Below are 20,495 nucleotides of genomic sequence, written 5' to 3'. Positions count from 1 at the left end.
TCGGCGTTGTAAGGTTAAGCCTCACGGTTCATTAGTACCGGTTAGCTCAACGCATCGCTGCGCTTACACACCCGGCCTATCAACGTCGTCGTCTTCAACGTTCCTTCAGGAGACTTAAAGTCTCAGGGAGAACTCATCTCGGGGCAAGTTTCGTGCTTAGATGCTTTCAGCACTTATCTCTTCCGCATTTAGCTACCGGGCAGTGCCATTGGCATGACAACCCGAACACCAGTGATGCGTCCACTCCGGTCCTCTCGTACTAGGAGCAGCCCCCCTCAGTTCTCCAGCGCCCACGGCAGATAGGGACCGAACTGTCTCACGACGTTCTAAACCCAGCTCGCGTACCACTTTAAATGGCGAACAGCCATACCCTTGGGACCTACTTCAGCCCCAGGATGTGATGAGCCGACATCGAGGTGCCAAACACCGCCGTCGATATGAACTCTTGGGCGGTATCAGCCTGTTATCCCCGGAGTACCTTTTATCCGTTGAGCGATGGCCCTTCCATTCAGAACCACCGGATCACTATGACCTGCTTTCGCACCTGCTCGCGCCGTCACGCTCGCAGTCAAGCTGGCTTATGCCATTGCACTAACCTCCTGATGTCCGACCAGGATTAGCCAACCTTCGTGCTCCTCCGTTACTCTTTAGGAGGAGACCGCCCCAGTCAAACTACCCACCAGACACTGTCCGCAACCCGGATCACGGGTCCACGTTAGAACATCAAACATTAAAGGGTGGTATTTCAAGGTCGGCTCCATGCAGACTGGCGTCCACACTTCAAAGCCTCCCACCTATCCTACACATCAAGGCTCAATGTTCAGTGTCAAGCTATAGTAAAGGTTCACGGGGTCTTTCCGTCTTGCCGCGGGTACACTGCATCTTCACAGCGAGTTCAATTTCACTGAGTCTCGGGTGGAGACAGCCTGGCCATCATTACGCCATTCGTGCAGGTCGGAACTTACCCGACAAGGAATTTCGCTACCTTAGGACCGTTATAGTTACGGCCGCCGTTTACCGGGGCTTCGATCAAGAGCTTCGCCTTGCGGCTGACCCCATCAATTAACCTTCCGGCACCGGGCAGGCGTCACACCGTATACGTCCACTTTCGTGTTTGCACAGTGCTGTGTTTTTAATAAACAGTTGCAGCCAGCTGGTATCTTCGACTGATTTCAGCTCCACGAGCAAGTCGCTTCACCTACATATCAGCGTGCCTTCTCCCGAAGTTACGGCACCATTTTGCCTAGTTCCTTCACCCGAGTTCTCTCAAGCGCCTTGGTATTCTCTACCTGACCACCTGTGTCGGTTTGGGGTACGATTTGATGTTACCTGATGCTTAGAGGCTTTTCCTGGAAGCAGGGCATTTGTTGCTTCAGCACCGTAGTGCCTCGTCATCACGCCTCAGCCTTGATTCTCCGGATTTGCCTGGAAAATCAGCCTACACGCTTAAACCGGGACAACCGTCGCCCGGCCAACATAGCCTTCTCCGTCCCCCCTTCGCAGTAACACCAAGTACAGGAATATTAACCTGTTTCCCATCGACTACGCCTTTCGGCCTCGCCTTAGGGGTCGACTCACCCTGCCCCGATTAACGTTGGACAGGAACCCTTGGTCTTCCGGCGAGCGGGCTTTTCACCCGCTTTATCGTTACTTATGTCAGCATTCGCACTTCTGATACCTCCAGCATGCCTCACAGCACACCTTCAACGGCTTACAGAACGCTCCCCTACCCAACAACACATAGTGTCGCTGCCGCAGCTTCGGTGCATGGTTTAGCCCCGTTACATCTTCCGCGCAGGCCGACTCGACCAGTGAGCTATTACGCTTTCTTTAAATGATGGCTGCTTCTAAGCCAACATCCTGGCTGTCTGGGCCTTCCCACATCGTTTCCCACTTAACCATGACTTTGGGACCTTAGCTGGCGGTCTGGGTTGTTTCCCTCTTCACGACGGACGTTAGCACCCGCCGTGTGTCTCCCGTGATAACATTCTCCGGTATTCGCAGTTTGCATCGGGTTGGTAAGTCGGGATGACCCCCTTGCCGAAACAGTGCTCTACCCCCGGAGATGAATTCACGAGGCGCTACCTAAATAGCTTTCGGGGAGAACCAGCTATCTCCCGGTTTGATTGGCCTTTCACCCCCAGCCACAAGTCATCCGCTAATTTTTCAACATTAGTCGGTTCGGTCCTCCAGTTAGTGTTACCCAACCTTCAACCTGCCCATGGCTAGATCACCGGGTTTCGGGTCTATACCCTGCAACTTAACGCCCAGTTAAGACTCGGTTTCCCTTCGGCTCCCCTATTCGGTTAACCTTGCTACAGAATATAAGTCGCTGACCCATTATACAAAAGGTACGCAGTCACCCCATTAAAGAGGCTCCCACTGCTTGTACGTACACGGTTTCAGGTTCTTTTTCACTCCCCTCGCCGGGGTTCTTTTCGCCTTTCCCTCACGGTACTGGTTCACTATCGGTCAGTCAGGAGTATTTAGCCTTGGAGGATGGTCCCCCCATATTCAGACAGGATACCACGTGTCCCGCCCTACTCATCGAGCTCACAGCATGTGCATTTTTGTGTACGGGGCTGTCACCCTGTATCGCACGCCTTTCCAGACGCTTCCACTAACACACATACTGATTCAGGCTCTGGGCTCCTCCCCGTTCGCTCGCCGCTACTGGGGGAATCTCGGTTGATTTCTTTTCCTCGGGGTACTTAGATGTTTCAGTTCCCCCGGTTCGCCTCATTAACCTATGGATTCAGTTAATGATAGTGTGACGGATCACACTGGGTTTCCCCATTCGGAAATCGCCGGTTATAACGGTTCATATCACCTTACCGACGCTTATCGCAGATTAGCACGTCCTTCATCGCCTCTGACTGCCAGGGCATCCACCGTGTACGCTTAGTCGCTTAACCTCACAACCCGAAGATGTTTCTTACGAACCATCATCGTGTTGCGAAAATTTGAGAGACTCACGAACAACTTTCGTTGTTCAGTGTTTCAATTTTCAGCTTGATCCAGATTTTTAAAGAGCAAATATCTCAAACATCACTCGTAAGTGAGTTTTGAGATACAGTGGCCGGCGACTTTCACTCACAAACCAGCAAGTGGCGTCCCCTAGGGGATTCGAACCCCTGTTACCGCCGTGAAAGGGCGGTGTCCTGGGCCTCTAGACGAAGGGGACGTATCAGTCTGCTTCGCAAGACGCCTTGCTTTTCACTTTCTATCAGACAATCTGTGTGAGCACTGCAAAGAACAGTTCTTTAAGGTAAGGAGGTGATCCAACCGCAGGTTCCCCTACGGTTACCTTGTTACGACTTCACCCCAGTCATGAATCACAAAGTGGTAAGCGCCCTCCCGAAGGTTAAGCTACCTACTTCTTTTGCAACCCACTCCCATGGTGTGACGGGCGGTGTGTACAAGGCCCGGGAACGTATTCACCGTGGCATTCTGATCCACGATTACTAGCGATTCCGACTTCATGGAGTCGAGTTGCAGACTCCAATCCGGACTACGACGCACTTTATGAGGTCCGCTTGCTCTCGCGAGGTCGCTTCTCTTTGTATGCGCCATTGTAGCACGTGTGTAGCCCTGGTCGTAAGGGCCATGATGACTTGACGTCATCCCCACCTTCCTCCAGTTTATCACTGGCAGTCTCCTTTGAGTTCCCGGCCGGACCGCTGGCAACAAAGGATAAGGGTTGCGCTCGTTGCGGGACTTAACCCAACATTTCACAACACGAGCTGACGACAGCCATGCAGCACCTGTCTCACAGTTCCCGAAGGCACCATCCCATCTCTGGAATGTTCTGTGGATGTCAAGACCAGGTAAGGTTCTTCGCGTTGCATCGAATTAAACCACATGCTCCACCGCTTGTGCGGGCCCCCGTCAATTCATTTGAGTTTTAACCTTGCGGCCGTACTCCCCAGGCGGTCGACTTAACGCGTTAGCTCCGGAAGCCACGCCTCAAGGGCACAACCTCCAAGTCGACATCGTTTACGGCGTGGACTACCAGGGTATCTAATCCTGTTTGCTCCCCACGCTTTCGCACCTGAGCGTCAGTCTTCGTCCAGGGGGCCGCCTTCGCCACCGGTATTCCTCCAGATCTCTACGCATTTCACCGCTACACCTGGAATTCTACCCCCCTCTACGAGACTCAAGCTTGCCAGTATCAGATGCAGTTCCCAGGTTGAGCCCGGGGATTTCACATCTGACTTAACAAACCGCCTGCGTGCGCTTTACGCCCAGTAATTCCGATTAACGCTTGCACCCTCCGTATTACCGCGGCTGCTGGCACGGAGTTAGCCGGTGCTTCTTCTGCGGGTAACGTCAATGAGCAAAGGTATTAACTTTACTCCCTTCCTCCCCGCTGAAAGTACTTTACAACCCGAAGGCCTTCTTCATACACGCGGCATGGCTGCATCAGGCTTGCGCCCATTGTGCAATATTCCCCACTGCTGCCTCCCGTAGGAGTCTGGACCGTGTCTCAGTTCCAGTGTGGCTGGTCATCCTCTCAGACCAGCTAGAGATCGTCGCCTAGGTGGGCCGTTACCCCGCCTACTAGCTAATCCCATCTGGGCACATCCGATGGCAAGAGGCCCGAAGGTCCCCCTCTTTGGTCTTGCGACGTTATGCGGTATTAGCTACCGTTTCCAGTAGTTATCCCCCTCCATCGGGCAGTTTCCCAGACATTACTCACCCGTCCGCCACTCGTCAGCAAAGAAGCAAGCTTCTTTCTGTTACCGTTCGACTTGCATGTGTTAGGCCTGCCGCCAGCGTTCAATCTGAGCCATGATCAAACTCTTCAATTTAAAAGTTTGATGCTCAAAGAATTAAACTTCGTAATGAATTACGTGTTCACTCTTGAGACTTGGTATTCATTTAGCGTCTTGCGACGTTAAGAATCCGTATCTTCGAGTGCCCACACAGATTGTCTGATAAATTGTTAAAGAGCAGTGCCGCTTCGCTTTTTCTCAGCGGCGCGGGGTGTGCATAATACGCTTTCCCGCTACAGAGTCAAGCATTTTTTCGCTTTTCTCTGTCGAAGTTCTCAGGAGAACCCCGCTGACCCGGCGGCTTATTTGCCGTTGTTCCGTGTCAGTGGTGGCGCATTATAGGGAGTTATTCCGGCCTGACAAGAGGAAATTTAAAATAATTTTCCGAATGCGTGTTTTTTATTCTTTATGCTTATTTCATCATCGGTTTGTTGGTTAAATGGGCGATTTCTCGGGCAAAATTCGCTACCTGTTCCCAATCGGTATAGACAACTTCTTTGCGCGTATCCGTTTCTCCGCCAGACATCTTCATAATCAGCTTGATCATAAAGCGGTCGTACCAACGGTAGCGTGGATAACGCAGCGCCCCAGCGATAACCGCGCAGCGATCGGGACGCCATTGTGAGTTCATCAAAAACTTCCGCGCGTAGCTGTTGGTCTGCACAGTACGCTTCTCCGGTTTGCGCGCCACCAGGTTCACCGAGTAAAAGGCGCTCGGCATGGAGTTCAGGCGTGTGGCATGCGTTTTGACAAACTCCTGGAACGCAGAATGGTAATGACCGTAGCGAATAGATGCACCAATTACCACGCAGTCGTAGTTTTCCCATTCTGGTTCTTCGGTGCGATGCAAGTTGACAACATCCGCCTGGCTCCCCAGTTCTTTCAATTCCGAAGCCAGATACGAGGCAATCTCGCGCGTTTGTCCATCCCTTGTTGAGAAAAGAATTAATGTTTTCACGTATTACTCCATCATTCACGCCAGAAAGTCGGGGTAAAGAGCACCAGCAATGTAAAGACCTCGAGACGACCAAATAGCATATTGGCAATCAGGATCCATTTAGCCACCGGATTCATGCTGGTAAAGTTATCAGCAACCACACCAAGCCCTGGCCCCAGGTTATTCAATGTCGCAACAACCGACGCAAAGGCAGAAAAGTCATCCACGCCAGTGGCGATAATCGCCAGCATACTGACAATAAAAACTAACGCATAAGCAGAGAAGAATCCCCACACGGCTTCAAGGATGCGTTCCGGCAATGCGCGGTTCCCTAGCTTAATGCTATAAACAGCATTCGGATGCACCAGACGTTTCAGCTCACGGTTCCCCTGTTTAAACAACAACAGGATACGGATCACTTTCAGGCCACCGCCCGTTGACCCGGCGCAACCACCGATAAATGCAGAGCACAACAGTAGTACCGGCAAAAAGAGCGGCCAGCGGGCAATGCTGTCGGTCGTAAACCCGGCGGTCGTCGCCATCGACACCACCTGGAAAAATGCCTGGTTAATCGTCATCAGCGCCGAACTGTAGACATTATGAAACCACAGTACGAGTGTACAAATAACCACCAGCGTAAACTGTACGCCGATAAACATGCGAAATTCCGGATCGCGCCAGTAAACCTTCAGACTACGCCCACTTAACAGCGAGAAGTGCAGACCGTAGTTACAGCCGGAGATCAGCAAGAAAATAGCAATAATAGTGTTAATGGTCGGGCTATCGAAATAGCCAACACTAGCATCATGTGTCGAGAAACCACCAATAGCGATTGTCGCAAAGCTATGACCGATGGCATCAAAGGCATCCATTCCAGCAAACCACAGCGCCAGCGCACAGGCGACGGTCAACAGAACATAAATCAACCACAAAGTTTTTGCCGTTTCCGCAATACGCGGGCGCATTTTGTTATCTTTCAGCGGGCCGGGCATTTCCGCGCGATAGAGCTGCATTCCACCTACACCGAGAATAGGCAGTATCGCGACTGCTAACACGATGATCCCCATCCCGCCAAACCATTGCAGCATCTGGCGATAAAAGAGGATGGCATGAGGGAGTGAGTCCAACCCCACCAGCGTCGTTGCGCCTGTGGTGGTCAGACCGGAGAAGGATTCAAAAAACGCATCTGTAATGGTGAGGTTCGGGCTTTCCGAGAAGATAAAAGGGAGCGCACCGACACTACCCAGCACGGTCCAGAACAGCACCACAATCAGAAACCCTTCGCGGGATTTCAGCTCGCCCTTCTCTTTACGGTTCGGCCACCACAGCATGGAGCCAATCGCGAGGGCGACAAAAAAGGTCTGGGTAAATGCGCGGCCCGCCCCATCCCGGTAGATGAGCGCTACCAGCCCAGGGATAATCATGGTCCCTGAAAATAAGATGACCAGTAGTCCAACGATTCGGGTTATGGCGCGAAAATGCATCTCTGCCGCTTCCTTAGTTCTGCAAAATGAAGTGGGGATTATTCTTCAATCGCTAACAATTGCAATGAACCACGGCTAAAATCCGCCAGCTTTGCGGAAAATTCAGCCACTTTCGCCGCCGGAAGCGCCACCCGCAGCAGAACGAATGCCTGATAATCGCTGGTAATAACTTTGCCGTCACACTGCCCCAGCAACGCTTCAATACCGGTTAACTGACTATATTCACATTGCAAAGTATATTCGGTTAATGGCGTCTTGCGTTGGGTCGTTAGCTGGCGCAGTGCCTGATTCACGCCGCCGCCATAAGCTTTCACTAACCCACCGGTGCCCAGCAATATGCCGCCGTAGTAGCGCACCACCACGGCGGTAATTTCCCCGACGCCGCTGCCCATCAGTTGGGCGAGCATCGGTTTACCTGCCGTTCCCGCCGGTTCACCGTCATCGGAGAAGCCCAGTTGTTGTGAATCGTCAGGCGCCCCCGCCACCCACGCCACGCAATGGTGGCGAGCATCGGGGTGTTCTGCCCGTACTGATTCAACAAACGCTTTCGCCGCCTCGACGCCATCGGTATGTGCCAACAGCGTAATGAAGCGGCTTTTTTTGATCTCTTCAACGACCGTGACCGGTGCCGCAGGAATTAACCAGCTTTCCATCACGCCAGCTTCAAATCCCGGGTCATGTTTTCCACGTTATTTTCGTGGATCACCACGTTGTCTTCGATACGAATGCCGCCGAACGGTTTCAGTGCTTCAATTTTCTGCCAGTTGAAGTGTTTGCTGAACTGCCCTTCACGCCACGGAGCCAGCAGCGATTCGATGAAGTAGATACCCGGTTCGATGGTTAACACCATCCCCGGCTGGAGAATACGAGTGCAGCGCAGGTACGGATATTTTGCCGGTGCCGCGAGATGCGTACCACTATCATCCTGCATAAAACCGGCTACGTCATGCACCTGCAGGCCAAGCGGATGCCCGATACCGTGCGGCATAAACGGCCCGGTAAGATCGTTTTCGACCATCGCTTCTTCACTCATATCAGTGATGATTTGGTGTTTACGCAACAGTTTAGCGATGCGCTGATGGAACTGGATGTGGTAATCCACATAGCTGACACCCGCCTTCATGGTGGCGATCAGCGCCAGTTGTTCATCATTAACGTCTTTCACCAGTTGCGCATAGTCATTGTCGCTTTTTGCCGACCAGGTACGAGTCAGGTCAGCCGCATAGCCGTTATATTCGGCCCCGGCGTCCAGCAGGAAGCTGCGCATCTCTTCCGGCGCCTGATGATCCAGTTTGGTGTAATGCAACACCGCAGCATGTTCGTTAAGCGCCACAATGTTGCTGTAAGGTACGTCGGTATCACGATGGCCGGTCGCGGTCAGGTAGGCGATGTTGATATCGAACTCGCTCATACCGGAACGGAAGGCTTCTTCTGCCGCGCGATGACCATTGACCGCCATTTTCTGCGCTTCACGCATACAGGTCAGTTCGTACTCGGTTTTGAAAGAACGGTAGTAATGCAGGTAGTCAATGACCCCTTTCGGGTTGATGTTGCTGGCCTCAATGCCCAGTTGCAGCGCACGTTCCGGCACCGGACCAATATAACCGATATTGCCGCGCGCGGCAGGCAGTTGGCTACCAATACCATCAGCTTTCGGCAGCGCGATCACTTCCACATCTTCAGTCCAGAAGGAGGTCGGCAGCGGTTCGACGTTGTGCCAGTAATCAACCGGCAGATAAAACCACAGTTTCGGTTTGTTCACGCCATCCACCAGCAACCAGCAGTTTGGCACCTGAGTTACCGGCACCCATGCTTTGAATTGCGGGTTCACTTTAAACGGATAGGGATGATCGTCGAGAAAAACGTTGAACAGCTCGCCAGAGTGAATAAGTAATGCATCCAGCTTGAAGCGCGCCAGCGCATCGCGAGTCCGTTCTTGCAAGGTAGCTATATGATTTTTATAAAGCGAGGCCAGTGATTCCATTTTTTACCCTTCTGTTTTTTGACCTTAAGTCTCCGCATCTTAGCACAACGTTCATACAGAGCGTGATTTCTGCCGAGCGTGATCAGAACGGCATTTCTTTAATCTTTTATTTGCATATTTTTAACATAAAACACACACTTCAAGCCATCTGGTACGACCAGATCACCTTGCGGATTCAGGAGACTGACATGCTTTACAAAGGCGACACCCTGTACCTTGACTGGCTGGAAGATGGCATTGCCGAACTGGTGTTCGATGCCCCAGGCTCAGTTAATAAACTCGACACTGCAACCGTCGCCAGCCTCGGTGAGGCCATCGGCGTGCTGGAACAACAATCAGATTTAAAAGGGCTGCTGCTGCGTTCGAACAAAGCAGCCTTTATTGTCGGTGCCGATATCACCGAATTTTTATCGCTGTTTCTCGTTCCGGAAGAACAGTTAAGCCAGTGGCTGCATTTTGCCAATAGCGTGTTTAATCGACTGGAAGATCTGCCGGTGCCGACCATTGCCGCGGTCAACGGCTACGCGCTGGGCGGTGGTTGCGAATGCGTGCTGGCGACCGATTATCGTCTGGCGACGCCGGATCTGCGTATCGGGTTGCCGGAAACCAAACTTGGCATCATGCCGGGCTTTGGCGGCTCCGTGCGTATGCCACGAATGCTGGGCGCTGACAGTGCGCTGGAAATCATTGCCGCCGGTAAAGATGTCGGGGCCGAACAGGCGCTGAAAATCGGTCTGGTTGATGGCGTAGTCAAAGCAGAAAAACTACTTGAAGGCGCGATGGCAATTTTACGCCAGGCCATTAACGGCGACCTCGACTGGAAAGCGAAACGTCAGCCGAAGCTGGAACCGCTGAAACTTAGCAAGATTGAAGCCACCATGAGCTTCACCATCGCTAAAGGGATGGTCGCACAAACAGCGGGGAAACATTACCCGGCCCCCATCACCGCAGTAAAAACCATTGAAGCCGCCGCCCGTTTTGGTCGTGAAGAAGCCTTAAACCTGGAAAACAAAAGCTTTGTTCCGCTGGCGCACACCAACGAAGCCCGCGCACTGGTCGGCATTTTCCTTAACGATCAATATGTAAAAGGCAAAGCGAAAAAACTTACCCAAGACGTTGAAACACCGAAACAGGCCGCTGTACTGGGCGCGGGCATTATGGGGGGCGGCATTGCTTACCAGTCCGCGTGGAAAGGCGTGCCGGTTGTCATGAAAGATATCAACGACAAGTCGTTAACCCTCGGCATGACCGAAGCCGCGAAACTGCTGAACAAGCAGCTTGAGCGCGGCAAGATCGATGGTCTGAAACTGGCTGGCGTGATCTCCACGATTCACCCAACGCTCGACTACGCCGGGTTTGACCGCGTGGATATTGTGGTAGAAGCGGTTGTTGAAAACCCGAAAGTGAAAAAAGCCGTGCTGGCAGAAACTGAGCAGAAAGTACGTCCGGATACCGTGCTGGCTTCTAACACTTCAACCATTCCTATCAGCGAACTGGCCAACGCGCTGGAACGCCCGGAAAATTTCTGCGGGATGCACTTCTTTAACCCGGTGCACCGGATGCCGTTGGTAGAAATTATTCGCGGTGAGAAAAGCTCCGACGAAACCATCGCAAAAGTTGTCGCCTGGGCAAGCAAGATGGGCAAGACGCCGATCGTAGTTAACGACTGCCCGGGTTTCTTCGTTAACCGCGTGCTGTTCCCGTACTTCGCTGGTTTCAGCCAGTTACTACGTGACGGTGCGGATTTCCGCAAGATCGACAAGGTGATGGAAAAACAGTTTGGCTGGCCGATGGGTCCGGCATACCTGCTGGATGTCGTGGGGATTGATACCGCGCATCACGCCCAGGCAGTGATGGCAGCGGGCTTCCCGCAGCGGATGCAAAAAGATTATCGCGACGCCATCGATTCATTGTTTGATGTCAACCGCTTTGGTCAGAAGAATTGCCTCGGTTTCTGGCGCTATAAAGAAGACAGCAAAGGCAAGCCGAAGAAAGAAGAAGATTCCGCCGTTGACGGCCTGCTGGCAGAAGTCAGCCAGCCAAAGCGTGATTTCAGCGAGGAAGAGATTATCGCCCGCATGATGATCCCGATGGTCAACGAAGTGGTGCGCTGCCTGGAAGAAGGCATTATCGCCACTCCGGCAGAAGCGGATATGGCGCTGGTCTACGGCCTGGGCTTCCCTCCGTTCCACGGCGGCGCGTTCCGCTGGCTGGACACCCTCGGCAGCGCGAAATATCTCGATATGGCGCAGCAATATCAGCACCTCGGCCCACTGTATGAAGTGCCGGAAGGTCTGCGTAATAAAGCGCGCCATAACGAACCATACTATCCCCCGGTTGAGCCAGCCCGTCCGGTTGGCGACCTGAAAACGGCTTAAGGAGTCACAATGGAACAGGTTGTCATTGTCGATGCAATTCGCACCCCGATGGGCCGTTCGAAGGGCGGTGCTTTTCGTCACGTGCGCGCGGAAGACCTCTCCGCTCATTTAATGCGTAGTCTACTGGCGCGTAATCCGGCGCTGGAAGCAGCGGCTCTCGACGATATTTACTGGGGTTGTGTGCAGCAAACGCTGGAGCAGGGTTTCAACATCGCCCGTAACGCGGCGCTGTTGGCAGAAGTGCCGCATTCCGTCCCGGCGGTTACCGTCAATCGCTTGTGTGGTTCATCCATGCAGGCATTGCACGACGCGGCACGAATGATCATGACTGGCGATGCGCAGGCATGTCTGGTCGGCGGTGTGGAACATATGGGTCATGTACCAATGAGCCACGGTGTCGATTTTCACCCGGGTCTTAGCCGCAATGTTGCCAAAGCGGCGGGCCTGATGGGCTTAACGGCAGAAATGCTGGCGCGTATGCACGGTATCAGCCGTGAAATGCAGGATGCCTTTGCCGCACGGTCACACGCTCGTGCCTGGGCCGCCACGCAGTCGGGCGCATTTAAAAATGAAATCATCCCGACAGGTGGTCACGATGCCGACGGTGTACTGAAGCAGTTTAATTACGACGAAGTGATTCGCCCGGAAACCACCGTGGAAGCCCTCGCCACGCTACGTGCGGCGTTCGATCCAGTCAGCGGTACGGTAACGGCGGGCACGTCTTCTGCGCTTTCCGATGGTGCTGCAGCCATGCTGGTGATGAGTGAAAGCCGCGCCCGTGAATTAGGTCTTAAGCCACGCGCCCGCGTGCGTTCGATGGCGGTTGTCGGTTGTGACCCGTCGATTATGGGTTACGGCCCGGTTCCGGCCTCGAAGCTGGCGCTGAAAAAAGCGGGGCTTTCTGCCAGCGATATCGGCGTGTTTGAAATGAATGAAGCCTTTGCCGCGCAGATCCTGCCGTGTATTAAAGATCTGGGGCTGATGGAGCAGATTGACGAGAAGATCAACCTCAACGGTGGCGCGATCGCACTGGGTCATCCGCTGGGCTGTTCCGGCGCGCGTATCAGCACCACGCTGCTGAATCTGATGGAACGCAAAGATGCCCAGTTTGGTCTGGCGACGATGTGTATCGGTCTGGGTCAGGGCATTGCGACGGTGTTTGAGCGGGTTTAAACACTTGCCGGATGCGGCGTGAACGCCTTATCCGGCCTACGGTTCAGGACTCTTTGTAGGCCGGATAAGACGCGACATAGAGTAATGCCACTGAATAAAGCTTTAGTTGCCGTTTTTCCCGCCTGTCAGGGGCGGGTTTTTTAACCCTTAGATAAACGCAAACGCATCGCCAAACAGGCGATCTTCCCGCGCATTACGCTCATTGCAGAACAGGTCTCGGGCGATTTTCGCCATCTCAAAACGTCCAGCGATATAGATATCATGCTCTGCTAACGTACCGTGATCCTGCAACACCGCCGTTAATACCGTACCGGTACGCCCTCGCCAACCCGCTTCCGGCTGTTCAACCACCGGCACCACTTGTAAACCAGGATGCTTAAGCGAAAGCGCCTCAAGCTCAGAAAGATCGTACAGATGTTGCTGCTCACGCCCGCCCCAGTAAATAGTGATATTACGATTGGGATTACGCGCCAGCGCCGTCAGCAAAATAGAACGGGCATAAGAGAAGCCCGTGCCGCCGGCAATAAGAATCATTGGACGCTCTTCATCATCGCGCAGCCAGGCTTCACCGTGGGGGATATCGACTACGATTTGATGATCTTTAAGGATGCGGTCCATGACAGCTTTCGCGTAAAGATTGATTTCAGAAGCACCGATATGCAACTCGATAAATCCTTTTTCATCAGGCGTTGAGGCCATTGAAAATGGGCGTTTATCGCGCTCGTCCATCACTACCATCAAATACTGACCTGCACGGAATGAAAAGGCCGCATCTGGCACGATTCGAACACGGTATACGGTATCCGTGATAGCTTCTACCGAGGTCACTTTACAGCTTAAGGTTGTCATGCGCTTTCTCTGTCGGATCAATAAATAGGGCAAAACAAACGCGCATCAGGCGCTTTTACCGTTGTTAAAGATGGCCAGTTCATCCCAGATTGCGTCAATATGCGCAACAACATCCGGATCTTTTTTGATAGGACGCCCCCACTCACGCTGGGTTTCCCCTGGCCATTTATTCGTGGCATCCAGCCCCATTTTTGAACCCAGCCCGGAAACAGGCGAGGCAAAGTCCAGATAATCAATAGGCGTATTTTCAACCAGCACCGTATCCCGCGCCGGGTCCATGCGGGTAGTAATCGCCCAAATCACATCGTTCCAGTCGCGTGCGTTGACATCATCATCGCAGACAATCACAAATTTAGTGTACATAAACTGACGTAAGAACGACCAGACGCCCATCATGACGCGCTTTGCGTGTCCAGCGTACTGTTTTTTGATCGTCACTACCGCCAGTCGATAAGAGCAGCCCTCCGGCGGCAGATAAAAATCAACAATTTCCGGGAACTGTTTTTGCAGAATCGGCACGAACACTTCGTTCAGCGCCACGCCCAACACCGCAGGTTCATCTGGCGGACGACCGGTATAGGTGGAGTGGTAAATCGCATCTTCACGCTGGGTAATGTGCGTTACGGTAAAGACAGGGAAGCTATCAACTTCATTATAGTAACCCGTGTGGTCACCATATGGGCCTTCTGCAGCCATCTCACCCGGGTCGATATACCCTTCCAGCACGATTTCTGCACTGGCAGGTACTTCGAGGTCATTAGAAATGCACTTCACCACTTCGGTTTTGGTGCCACGTAACAATCCGGCAAAGGCGTATTCCGACAACGTATCCGGCACTGGCGTCACCGCGCCGAGAATCGTCGCAGGATCAGCCCCCAGAGCAACAGAGATCGGAAAACGTTCACCCGGATGCGCCGCGCACCACTCCTGATAATCCAGCGCACCGCCGCGGTGCGACAGCCAGCGCATAATCAGCTTGTTTTTACCAATCAACTGCTGGCGATAAATGCCAAGATTTTGCCGCTCTTTGTGCGGCCCCCGCGTCACCGTCAACCCCCAGGTAATCAACGGAGCAGCATCTTCCGGCCAGCAGGTCATAATGGGAATGCGGTTGAGATCGACATCATCACCAGAAACAATTTTTTGCTGACAGGGCGCACCACGTAACCGTTTCGTCGGCATGTTCAACACCTGCTTAAACTGCGGCAGCTTATCAAACAGATCGCGAAAGCCTTTTGGCGGCTCCGGTTCTTTCAGAAACGCTAATAATTTACCGACTTCTCGCAACGCCGAAACATCCTCTTGCCCCATACCCATAGCGACACGTTTCGGCGTACCAAACAGGTTGCACAGCACCGGCATTGAATAACCTTTAGGATTTTCAAACAACAGCGCAGGTCCACCGGCACGCAATGTGCGGTCGGCTATTTCAGTCATTTCCAGATGCGGATCCACCGGGAGCGTGATACGTTTTAGCTCACCCTGCTGTTCAAGCAAGGTCAGGAAGTCGCGTAAATCGTTATATTTCATGGCGTCCATTGTAGCCTCTTAATCTGCGCACATTATACGGCGTTCATCTTTACGATGCTGTAAATTTGTTAAATTAGCGTGAACTCAGGCGGTATAACGCAAACCCGGGAATATAATTAACTTAACGCATCGCTTTTGCTATTCTTGCGCCCCGATTAAACGGATAAGAGTCATTATGCAATCCTGGTATTTACTGTACTGCAAGCGCGGGCAACTCCAACGTGCCCAGGAACACCTCGAAAGACAGGCGGTTAATTGCCTGGCGCCGATGATCACCCTGGAAAAAATCGTACGAGGCAAACGTACTGCAGTCAGTGAGCCATTGTTCCCCAACTACCTGTTTGTGGAATTTGATCCAGAAGTGATTCATACCACCACCATCAACGCCACTCGGGGTGTCAGCCACTTTGTCCGTTTTGGCGCATCGCCAGCGATAGTCCCATCGGCGGTGATTCATCAGTTATCGGTGTATAAACCGAAAGACATTGTCGATCCGGCAACGCCATATCCAGGTGATAAGGTGATTATTACCGAAGGTGCTTTCGAAGGTTTTCAGGCCATTTTCACCGAACCCGACGGTGAGGCACGCTCTATGCTCTTGCTTAATCTTATCAATAAAGAGATTAAGCACAGTGTGAAGAACACCGAGTTCCGCAAACTCTAGAACGCAATCCCAAATAACTTTTTGACATTGGCATCCGTGGTGGCAGCCAGCCATGCGGCATCTTCCCCACGCCAGTGCGCAATACGTTGCAAAATATGGGGCAAACAGGCTGGCTCGTTGCGCCGGGAGGATGGCTTCGGCGTGAGATCGCGCGGGAGCAAATACGGTGCATCAGTTTCAATCAGTAGTTTATCTGCCGGAATCAACGGCAACAGTTCTCGCAGTTCCAGTCCGCGTCGTTCATCGCAAACCCAACCAGTAATGCCAATATAAATGCCTCGCGCCACACATGCCTGCATCTCTTCGCGTGTGCCAGTAAAACAGTGCAACACCGCGCCAGGTAGTTTATCCAGCCACGGCTCCAGCAATGTAATAAACCGCTCATGGGCATCGCGACAGTGCATAAACACCGGCATGTTTAATTCTGCGGCAATACGCAACTGGGCAACAAAGGCACGTTCCTGTTCTTCTGGCGTAGAAAAGTTGCGGTTAAAGTCGAGGCCACACTCACCCATCGCCACCACTTCTGGCTGCGAGGCCAGCTCCACAAGCACTTCTTCTGTTGCATCTTGCCACTGGCTGCTGTCGTGAGGATGCACGCCTGCCGTTGACCAACAGTGCAGATACTGACGCGCCAGTTTTTGCGCCTGTTGGCTTTCGTGCAGGTTAGTGCCGGTGATGAGTAGCCCATCAACACCCGCAGCAAAAGCGCGTGCCACAATATCATCGCGGTCTTTCGCAAATTGCGAACTGGTCAAATTAACGCCGATATCAAACATCCTGCTCTCCATATGACAACCGCCCTGACGGGCGGTTGAATTTATTCTTCAGTTTTTTCGCTTTCTGCTTCAGCGTCGTTTTCTTCTTCCCGGTTTCGACCTTTACCAACGTAAAAGCGTGAGAAGAAGACACCGATTTCAAACAGGCAGTACATCGGGATCGCCAGCAGCGTTTGCGAGAAGACATCCGGCGGCGTCAGTAGCATCCCGACAACAAATGCGCCAACCAGCACATACGGGCGTTTTTTGCGTAAGTCTTCTGGAGAGGTAATCCCCATCCAGCACAGCAACACAATTGCCACCGGTACTTCGAAGGAGACGCCAAACGCCATAAACAACGCCATAACGAAGCTTAAGTAGCTGGCGATGTCGGTGGACACCTGTACCCCTTCTGGCGCGGTATTGGCAAGGAAGCCAAATGCCAGCGGGAAGACCACAAAATAGGCAAACGCCATACCGATATAAAACAGCAGAGAGCTGGAAACCAGCAACGGCACCACCAGACGACGTTCGTGCTTATACAGCGCGGGAGCGATAAACGCCCACACCTGATAGAGAATCACCGGCGCTGACAGAATCAGCGACACCATAAAGGTCAACTTGATCGGCGTAAAGAACGGCGAGGCCACGTCGGTGGCGATCATCGTTGAACCTTGCGGCAACTGCTTGATCAACGGCGCGGATACCAGGTGATAGATATCATTGGCGAAATAGACCAGGCACAGAAATATCACGATCACCGCGATAATGCAGTTCAGCAGACGCTTACGCAGCTCAATCAGATGCGTGATAAGCGGTTGAGTATCTTCTACAGACATGTTTACGGTTTATCACTCGATGAAGGGGAAGATGCAGCGGTTTTCGGTTCAGCGTCCGCAGCAGGTTTTACCACCGGCTCTGGCGTGGCTTCTGGCTTCTGTTCCGGCGAGCTGGCCTGAGTTTCCGCAGCGGCAGGCGTGACGCCTTCATGCGCAGCCTCATTGTCTTTCACCACCGGGTTATGGATGGTGTGCGCTTCATCACTCACCTTTTCAGGATCGTTTGCGACGTAGGAACGTTTCATCGACTCCGCGGCCTGGCGCAGTTCATCCATCGACGCTTTCAGTTCGGGCGTCAGGTTAGTGAGACTCGCCTTTTCAACCTTTTTCAGGCTGTCCTGAAACTCCTGGAGTTTTAACTCCTGGGTCAGTTCGTTCTGCACCGTTGTCGCCAGTGAACGCAACGCACGAATCCAGCCCGCTACCGTTTTTACCGCCACAGGCAATCGTTGCGGCCCCAGAACGACGAGGCCGATGATGAATACCAATAGCAGTTCGCTAAAACCGATATCAAACACGGATTACACCTGCTCTTTATCGTGGCGCTTCGCGTCTTCTGTTTTAGCCTGTTCCTGGTTCGTATCCGCCTGCTTATCGACGATAGTTTTCGCAGTAAAATCAGCATCCTGACTGGTTTTATCCTGCTTTGGTTCATCATCGCTCATTGCTTTTTTAAAGCCTTTGATCGACGCACCAAGATCGGAACCGATGGAGCCGAGCTTTTTGGTGCCAAAAAGCAGTACAACGATGACGGCAATAATCAATAACTGCCAAATACTGATACCACCCATACATGTTCCTCTGTGGTAGATGATGATTAAACAAGGCCGCATTATACGTTACACGGCCCGCCTTGAGCGATGAAAAAATCAGCGTGTTTTGCGCCAACCGACAAACCAGGCGCTCAGCCCCCCCGCCATTAACCAGGCGGGCATCAACCCAAATTCAGGTCGGCTGACCAACAAGAATGTGCCACTTAATACTAATGTCGCACCAATTCCGAGAAAATAACGGGATTGTCCCTGACGCACATGATTCGACTGTAACTCGCGCGCAATCTTATCAACACTGTGCTGTAAATACTTGCCCTGGCGCAAACTGTCATAAACCAATTCAGGCAGTTCTGGCATTTTTTCGATCCAGAACGGCGCTTTTTCCTTAAAGGCTCTCACCAGCGCAGGAATACCAACCTGATCTTTAATCCACGATTCAAGGAAGGGTTTTGCAGTTTTCCATAAATCGAGCTGTGGATAAAGTTGCCGTCCAACGCCTTCGATATAGAGCAACGTTTTCTGAAGTAACACCAGTTGCGGCTGCACTTCCATGTTGAATCGACGCGCCGTATTAAACAGATTTAACAGCACATGTCCAAACGAAATTTCCGCCAGCGGTTTTTCAAAGATAGGCTCGCACACGGTACGAATGGCAAATTCAAAATCTTCCACGTTGGTATCTGGCGGCACCCAGCCTGAATCAACGTGCAACTCCGCCACTTTGCGATAGTCACGGTTAAAGAAGGCGATAAAGTTTTCCGCCAGATAGCGTTTATCTTCTTTGTTTAGCGAGCCAACAATCCCGCAATCAATACCGATATACTTCGGGTTTTCCGGGTGTTCGAAGCTTACGAAGATGTTGCCTGGGTGCATGTCGGCATGGAAAAAACTGTCACGGAAGACCTGAGTAAAAAACACCTGCACGCCGCGTTCCGCCAGCAATTTCATGTTGGTGCCGTTTTTCTCCAGCGCCGCGACATCAGAAACCGGAATGCCGTAGATGCGCTCCATCACCATCATCCCTTCGCTGCAATAGTCAGGGTAAACTTCCGGAATGTAGAGCATCGGGCTGTTTTCAAAATTGCGCCGCAACTGGATTGCGTTAGCGGATTCCCGCAACAAATTCAGTTCGTCGATCAACGTTTTCTCGTACTCGCGTACCACTTCAGTTGGGCGCAGACGACGTCCATCCGGCAGTAAGCGCGGCACCCAGCGGGCGAGACGATAAATAAGTTTCAGGTCCGCTTTAATAACCGGCAAAATATCCGGGCGGATAACTTTAATCACCACCTCTTTGCCATTCGATTTCAGCCGCGCAGTATGTACCTGCGCAACGGAAGCCGATGCCAGGGGCGTAATGTCAAAATCATCAAACCACACTTCCACCGGCAAGCCGCCCATCGCCGCTTCAATTTGTGCTTTCGCCAGTTTGCCATCAAACGGTGCGACTTTGTCCTGCAATAACGCCAGTTGGTCGGCAATATTCGGCGGGAAAAGATCGCGGCGGGTCGATAACATCTGCCCAAACTTGATCCATACAGGACCCAGTTCTTGCAGCGCCAGTCGTAGCCGCTCGCCTAATGGTTTATCTTTATGCCGATTCGGCATCCAGAACAATGAGTATCGCCATAACCGCAGCGGCAAAGTGATACGCATTTTAGGAATCAGTTCATCAAGTCCGTAGCTTAAAAAAGTGCGAATGATGAAATACAGGCGCCGTACTTCACCTGGCGTCATTAAACTGCCTCCAGTTTTTCCAGCCGTTTGGTTAGCGCATCAACGGCACGTTCAACGGCGGCTGTCTCTTCCGCAAACCAGGCCACTTCAAGCGGACCTGGCGCCATACGCCACTCTTCGGTAATTGCTTCAGCCACATAACGTTGCTGGCGTTTAATACCGTGATGCAGGAACTTTGCGCCACCACGCAGGGCTTTGCTGATGCCTTCGGCAGCGATATCACCAGTATAAGGAGCCAGCAGCTCCGCTGGGTCAAACTCCGCGAGATCTGCCAGTGCAACGAAGTTCTGTACTACCTGAATATCGCCCTGCACTTCCAGCTCGCCGCTGCGGATTAACGCGGCAAGCTGCTGGCGATCGCGGAGTTTCGGTAACACGCTGGCATAAGCAATGACAGTGCAATCAGCATCACCCGCCCATTCTCCCAGAACATCGACCTGACGTTCGCTAAATACCAAAATCAGCGAGGTCGAAAAGCCTTTTACCTCTATGCGCAATACTTTGCCCAACAGACGCGAGCGGGCAGTTTTCAGCGCGGGTGAGCGATACAGGAAGGTGTTGAGCAGACTTTCTATTCCTGCCGTCACTAAAGGTTTAAAAGGCATAGTCGTACT

General features: G+C 52.5%; 15 protein-coding genes, 1 tRNA gene and 2 rRNA genes. 3 read left to right on the top strand and 15 right to left on the bottom strand.

Annotated features, from left to right (window positions below):
* Positions 1–10 precede the first annotated feature (10 nt).
* The 7 genes from A1WG_RS12590 to pepQ all read right to left on the bottom strand — a co-directional run bounded on the left by A1WG_RS12590 (position 11) and on the right by pepQ (position 9,180).
* Positions 11–2,915, bottom strand: a 23S ribosomal RNA gene (locus tag A1WG_RS12590).
* Between the two features lie 193 nt (positions 2,916–3,108).
* A tRNA-Glu gene (locus A1WG_RS12595) sits at positions 3,109–3,184 on the bottom strand.
* Positions 3,185–3,269: 85 nt separating this feature from the next.
* Positions 3,270–4,811 (bottom strand): 16S ribosomal RNA (locus tag A1WG_RS12600).
* Together the 16S and 23S rRNA genes with 1 tRNA gene alongside form the textbook arrangement of a ribosomal RNA operon.
* 376 nt (positions 4,812–5,187) lie before the next feature.
* Positions 5,188–5,733, bottom strand: coding sequence for a menaquinone-dependent protoporphyrinogen IX dehydrogenase (gene hemG / locus A1WG_RS12605; RefSeq protein WP_000853977.1), 546 nt, complete (start codon positions 5,731–5,733; stop codon positions 5,188–5,190).
* Positions 5,734–5,744: 11 nt separating this feature from the next.
* The gene (gene trkH, locus A1WG_RS12610; RefSeq protein ID WP_000545680.1) at positions 5,745–7,196 is read right to left on the bottom strand and encodes a Trk system potassium transporter TrkH; all 1,452 of its coding nucleotides are present in this window, start codon (positions 7,194–7,196) and stop codon (positions 5,745–5,747) included.
* A gap of 38 nt (positions 7,197–7,234) precedes the next feature.
* Positions 7,235–7,849, bottom strand: a complete 615-nt coding sequence (locus tag A1WG_RS12615; RefSeq protein ID WP_001517360.1) for an IMPACT family protein — start codon at positions 7,847–7,849, stop codon at positions 7,235–7,237.
* A complete protein-coding gene (gene pepQ / locus A1WG_RS12620; RefSeq protein ID WP_001517361.1) occupies positions 7,849–9,180 on the bottom strand; it encodes a Xaa-Pro dipeptidase in 1,332 nt (443 codons plus the stop codon). The genes A1WG_RS12615 and pepQ overlap by 1 nt, the downstream gene beginning before the upstream one ends.
* A 188-nt stretch (positions 9,181–9,368) precedes the next feature.
* On the opposite strand from pepQ, the gene fadB reads away from it, so the two are divergent.
* Together fadB and fadA are read left to right on the top strand one after the other, a co-directional pair.
* Positions 9,369–11,558, top strand: a complete 2,190-nt coding sequence (gene fadB / locus A1WG_RS12625; RefSeq protein WP_001517362.1) for a fatty acid oxidation complex subunit alpha FadB — start codon at positions 9,369–9,371, stop codon at positions 11,556–11,558.
* A gap of 9 nt (positions 11,559–11,567) precedes the next feature.
* Complete coding sequence (fadA, locus tag A1WG_RS12630; protein ID WP_001517363.1) at positions 11,568–12,731, top strand: acetyl-CoA C-acyltransferase FadA; 1,164 nt, start codon at positions 11,568–11,570, stop codon at positions 12,729–12,731.
* 147 nt (positions 12,732–12,878) lie between these two features.
* Here fadA and fre read toward each other — a convergent pair whose 3' ends face one another.
* Positions 12,879–13,580: an NAD(P)H-flavin reductase gene (gene fre / locus A1WG_RS12635; protein ID WP_001517365.1), complete on the bottom strand. Its 702-nt coding sequence runs from the start codon at positions 13,578–13,580 to the stop codon at positions 12,879–12,881.
* 45 nt (positions 13,581–13,625) lie between these two features.
* Positions 13,626–15,119 (bottom strand): 4-hydroxy-3-polyprenylbenzoate decarboxylase, encoded by a 1,494-nt coding sequence (ubiD, locus tag A1WG_RS12640; RefSeq protein WP_000339824.1) that lies wholly within the window; start codon positions 15,117–15,119, stop codon positions 13,626–13,628.
* 166 nt (positions 15,120–15,285) lie between these two features.
* On the opposite strand from ubiD, the gene rfaH reads away from it, so the two are divergent.
* Positions 15,286–15,774: a transcription/translation regulatory transformer protein RfaH gene (rfaH, locus tag A1WG_RS12645; RefSeq protein ID WP_001192396.1), complete on the top strand. Its 489-nt coding sequence runs from the start codon at positions 15,286–15,288 to the stop codon at positions 15,772–15,774.
* Here the strand turns inward: rfaH and tatD are convergent.
* The 6 genes from tatD to ubiJ all read right to left on the bottom strand — a co-directional run bounded on the left by tatD (position 15,771) and on the right by ubiJ (position 20,486).
* The gene (tatD, locus tag A1WG_RS12650; protein WP_001517366.1) at positions 15,771–16,553 is read right to left on the bottom strand and encodes a 3'-5' ssDNA/RNA exonuclease TatD; all 783 of its coding nucleotides are present in this window, start codon (positions 16,551–16,553) and stop codon (positions 15,771–15,773) included. The genes rfaH and tatD overlap by 4 nt on opposite strands.
* 41 nt (positions 16,554–16,594) lie before the next feature.
* Complete coding sequence (gene tatC / locus A1WG_RS12655; protein ID WP_000109943.1) at positions 16,595–17,371, bottom strand: Sec-independent protein translocase subunit TatC; 777 nt, start codon at positions 17,369–17,371, stop codon at positions 16,595–16,597.
* Positions 17,372–17,373: 2 nt separating this feature from the next.
* Positions 17,374–17,889 (bottom strand): Sec-independent protein translocase protein TatB, encoded by a 516-nt coding sequence (gene tatB, locus A1WG_RS12660; protein ID WP_000459603.1) that lies wholly within the window; start codon positions 17,887–17,889, stop codon positions 17,374–17,376.
* Positions 17,890–17,892: 3 nt separating this feature from the next.
* On the bottom strand, positions 17,893–18,162 hold the full coding sequence (tatA, locus tag A1WG_RS12665) for a Sec-independent protein translocase subunit TatA (RefSeq protein WP_001517367.1): 270 nt from the start codon (positions 18,160–18,162) through the stop codon (positions 17,893–17,895).
* 78 nt (positions 18,163–18,240) lie between these two features.
* Entirely contained in the window at positions 18,241–19,881 is a 1,641-nt protein-coding gene (ubiB, locus tag A1WG_RS12670) for a ubiquinone biosynthesis regulatory protein kinase UbiB (protein ID WP_001517368.1), read from the bottom strand.
* On the bottom strand, positions 19,881–20,486 hold the full coding sequence (gene ubiJ / locus A1WG_RS12675; protein ID WP_001116105.1) for a ubiquinone biosynthesis protein UbiJ: 606 nt from the start codon (positions 20,484–20,486) through the stop codon (positions 19,881–19,883). The genes ubiB and ubiJ overlap by 1 nt, the downstream gene beginning before the upstream one ends.
* Positions 20,487–20,495: the final 9 nt, after the last annotated feature.

The organism is Escherichia sp. KTE96, from assembly GCF_000408525.1.
In the GTDB taxonomy this organism is placed as follows: Bacteria; Pseudomonadota; Gammaproteobacteria; order Enterobacterales; family Enterobacteriaceae; genus Escherichia; species Escherichia marmotae.
This window is presented reverse-complemented; position numbering and strand designations above follow the sequence as displayed.

Excerpts from the sequence above, each read along its gene's own strand:
- ubiB (WP_001517368.1), bottom strand. The coding sequence starts at position 19,881 with ATGACGCCAGGTGAAGTACGGCGCCTGTATTTCATCATTCGCACTTTT.
- pepQ (WP_001517361.1), bottom strand. The coding sequence starts at position 9,180 with ATGGAATCACTGGCCTCGCTTTATAAAAATCATATAGCTACCTTGCAA.
- tatD (WP_001517366.1), bottom strand. The coding sequence starts at position 16,553 with ATGTTTGATATCGGCGTTAATTTGACCAGTTCGCAATTTGCGAAAGAC.
- tatC (WP_000109943.1), bottom strand. The coding sequence starts at position 17,371 with ATGTCTGTAGAAGATACTCAACCGCTTATCACGCATCTGATTGAGCTG.
- ubiJ (WP_001116105.1), bottom strand. The coding sequence starts at position 20,486 with ATGCCTTTTAAACCTTTAGTGACGGCAGGAATAGAAAGTCTGCTCAAC.
- rfaH (WP_001192396.1), top strand. The coding sequence starts at position 15,286 with ATGCAATCCTGGTATTTACTGTACTGCAAGCGCGGGCAACTCCAACGT.
- ubiD (WP_000339824.1), bottom strand. The coding sequence starts at position 15,119 with ATGGACGCCATGAAATATAACGATTTACGCGACTTCCTGACCTTGCTT.
- trkH (WP_000545680.1), bottom strand. The coding sequence starts at position 7,196 with ATGCATTTTCGCGCCATAACCCGAATCGTTGGACTACTGGTCATCTTA.
- fre (WP_001517365.1), bottom strand. The coding sequence starts at position 13,580 with ATGACAACCTTAAGCTGTAAAGTGACCTCGGTAGAAGCTATCACGGAT.
- fadB (WP_001517362.1), top strand. The coding sequence starts at position 9,369 with ATGCTTTACAAAGGCGACACCCTGTACCTTGACTGGCTGGAAGATGGC.
- A1WG_RS12615 (WP_001517360.1), bottom strand. The coding sequence starts at position 7,849 with ATGGAAAGCTGGTTAATTCCTGCGGCACCGGTCACGGTCGTTGAAGAG.
- tatA (WP_001517367.1), bottom strand. The coding sequence starts at position 18,162 with ATGGGTGGTATCAGTATTTGGCAGTTATTGATTATTGCCGTCATCGTT.
- fadA (WP_001517363.1), top strand. The coding sequence starts at position 11,568 with ATGGAACAGGTTGTCATTGTCGATGCAATTCGCACCCCGATGGGCCGT.